This is a genomic window from Pseudomonas sp. CFBP 8772 (assembly GCF_014841665.1).
In the GTDB taxonomy this organism is placed as follows: Bacteria; Pseudomonadota; Gammaproteobacteria; order Pseudomonadales; family Pseudomonadaceae; genus Aquipseudomonas; species Aquipseudomonas graminis_B.
Map to the genome: position 1 here is coordinate 1 of NZ_JACYUI010000032.1, position 1365 is coordinate 1365.

Below are 1365 nucleotides of genomic sequence, written 5' to 3' on the forward strand. Positions count from 1 at the left end.
GGGGGGTGTCAGAAATTTTGTGTTCGGGCATAACATGAGTAAGAGGTGCATGTATGCCAACCAAAAAGAAACCTGCGTTACGCGAGCTACCAAAAATCCCTAAAGAGCTGCTCGAGCAGTTCGGCGGCGGATTGATGACCGCTGAAGCCATCGAGGACGCCTCCGCGGCGTTCAAGAAGGCGTTGATCGAGCGAGCCCTGAGTGCCGAACTCGGCCATCACCTGGGCTATCCGTCGGGCGCGCAGCGCCCGGAGGATGAAACTAACCAGCGTAACGGCAAAAGCGGCAAGACGGTTCTGACCGGGGATGGCCCGATCCGGCTGGATATTCCTCGCGACCGAGACGGTAGCTTTTCGCCCATTTTGATCCCCAAGCACGAGCGCCGTTACACCGGTTTTGACGACAAAATAATCGCCATGTACGCCCGAGGAATGACGGTCAGGGAAATCCGCGCTTTCCTCTCCGAGCAGTACGGTACGGACGTTTCGCCTGACTTCATCAGCTCTGTCACCGACGAGGTCATGGCTGAGATCGGTGCGTGGCAACAGCGGCCTCTGGAGCCGATGTATCCGGTTATTTTCTTCGATGCCCTGCGTGTCAAAATTCGCGAAGAAGGACTGGTGCGCAACAAGGCGATCTACTTGGCGCTTGGTGTTTTGCCTGGCGGCACACGCGACATCCTGGGCATCTGGATCGAAAATACCGAGGGCGCGAAGTTCTGGATGAAAGTATTCAACGACCTCAAAACACGCGGCGTTGAAGATGTGCTGATCGCCGTAACTGATGGGCTCAAAGGCATGCCAGAGGCCCTTGGCGCTGTCTTTCCAGCTACAACACTGCAAACCTGCATCGTCCATTTGATCCGTAATAGCCTTGATTACGTGGCTTGGGATAAGCGCCGCGAATTGGCCAAGGCGCTCAAGCCGATCTACCAGGCGGTCACCGCAGAAGCGGCCGAACAGGCGCTGGATGCGTTCGAAGCCGGGCCATGGGGCAAACAATATCCAACGGTAGTAGCTTCATGGCGGCGTGCGTGGGATCGCGTCATTCCATTTTTCGTTTTCCCGCCAGCAATCCGAAAGGTGATCTACACCACCAATGCCATCGAGAGCATCAACGCTCAGCTACGAAAGATCATCAAGACTCGCGGCCACTTCCCGACCGACGATGCAGCAACCAAACTGATCTGGCTGGGGCTGCGCAATATCACTGCAAACTGGGGCTCTGCGGCCCATGACTGGAAGAGTGCAATGAATCAATTTGCGATTCTGTACGGAGATCGATTTATCAGGCCGGCCTGGTAAGAGCACGGCCTGCCTAACGGCAGGCCGTAACCGGCCCGCACACAAAAAATCTGACAGTCCC

Annotated in this window: 1 protein-coding gene; it reads left to right on the forward strand. The window is 56.3% G+C overall.

Going from position 1 to position 1365, the window contains the following annotated elements:
* Positions 1-53: 53 nt before the first annotated feature.
* Positions 54-1304 (forward strand): IS256 family transposase, encoded by a 1251-nt coding sequence (locus IFT99_RS26010; RefSeq protein ID WP_192135643.1) that lies wholly within the window; start codon positions 54-56, stop codon positions 1302-1304.
* Positions 1305-1365: the final 61 nt, after the last annotated feature.

What these genes read in the sequence shown, in the direction of transcription:
- IFT99_RS26010 (WP_192135643.1), top strand. Translation starts at nt 54, where the DNA reads ATGCCAACCAAAAAGAAACCTGCGTTACGCGAGCTACCAAAAATCCCT.